The organism is Curtobacterium sp. B8, from assembly GCF_000333315.1.
GTDB classification, from domain to species: domain Bacteria; phylum Actinomycetota; class Actinomycetes; order Actinomycetales; family Microbacteriaceae; genus Curtobacterium; species Curtobacterium luteum.
In genome coordinates, this window is sequence record NZ_BACW01000152.1 from 1 (window position 1) to 1,309 (window position 1,309).

Sequence of the window (1,309 nt, forward strand, 5' to 3'; positions counted from 1 at the left end):
GGCACGCCCTCGCCGACGTGCTGACCGGTGCCGCGGAACCCGGCGGACGACTCCCCACCACCTGGCCCGCGACGCTCGAGGACACTCCGGTGTCGAACGTCACCCCGGTCGACGGCGAGGTCGCCTACGACGAGGGCGTGCACATCGGCTACCGGGCCTGGCTCCGCGCGGGCACCGAGCCGGCGTACCCGTTCGGCCACGGCCTCGGCTACACGACGTGGAGCATCGACGGTGTGGCCGCGACCCCGACCGTCCGCGAGGGCGACGCCGTGATCGTCACCGCGACCGTCGCGAACACGGGCGACCGCGCAGGCAAGCACGTCGTGCAGGTGTACGCCTCGCGGGCGGAGTCGATGGTCGACCGGCCGGTCCGCTGGCTCGTCGCCCGTGTGCAGCGCCACGTCGACTTCCTGATGGCGGAAGCTCCGCCCGAGGAGCGCTGGCGGGACTTCTGTCGCCTCCTGCGCACTGAACGCAGGTCGAAACGGCCGAGGCAATCGCGGGGTACGGATCGCGCGCTCGAGATCCTCGCCGACCCGAGCAACTACTCGTACGGAGCAGCCGTGAGTGTGATCGCCGCGCTGACCGAAGCAGGCGTAGCGGTCGACGTCTGGGATCGGCTCGCGCTCGAGACCGGCATGCACTACGCACCGGATGAGGTGTCGGACTGATGTGCGGCATCGTGGGGATCGCTCGCCGAGGGGCCCCGGCCGATGTGGCCGCGCTGCACCGGATGGCGTCAGCGCAGGCACACCGCGGACCGGACGGCACAGGCTTCGAGCTCTCCGACGCTGGCGGTGTCGCACTCGGGATGAACCTGCTGTCCATCGTGGGCGCGACTGCGCCGGGACCGTACCGGTCCCGGCACTCGGGGGCCGTGCTCACGTTCAACGGCGAGATCTACAACTGGCGAGAGCTCGCCCAGCGCTGGCATCTGCCGATCCTCCCCGACGAGAGCGATGCACACCTCCTCCTCCGCGCCTGGGACCGTTTCGGTTCCCGCTGCCTGGGCGAGCTGGACGGGATGTTTGCCTTCGCCGTGCACGAACCGAGGACGGAACGTCTCGTGCTCGTGCGGGACCGGCTCGGCGAGAAGCCGCTGTACGTCCACCGGAAGGGAGGTGACGTCCACTTCGCATCCGAGGTGAAGGCCATCTCGGCAGCTGTTCCCTTGACCTGCGTGTTCCCCGACGAGTGGCACAGCGCGGAGACGCCGCTCGGGACCGACACCCCGTACGAGGACCTCGAACTGATCGCGCCCGGGAAGATGGTCGCACTCGACCTCCGCACCTGGTCCTGTCCGAACGGA

General features: G+C 70.1%; 1 protein-coding gene and 1 pseudogene. Both read left to right on the top strand.

The window, feature by feature from the left end:
- A partial coding sequence (locus I59_RS23345) for a glycoside hydrolase family 3 C-terminal domain-containing protein (protein ID WP_031272763.1) occupies nt 1-671 on the top strand: 671 nt, incomplete at its 5' end.
- A gap of 62 nt (nt 672-733) precedes the next feature.
- A pseudogene (locus I59_RS03780) lies at nt 734-1,309 on the top strand (hypothetical protein); the annotation flags it as partial.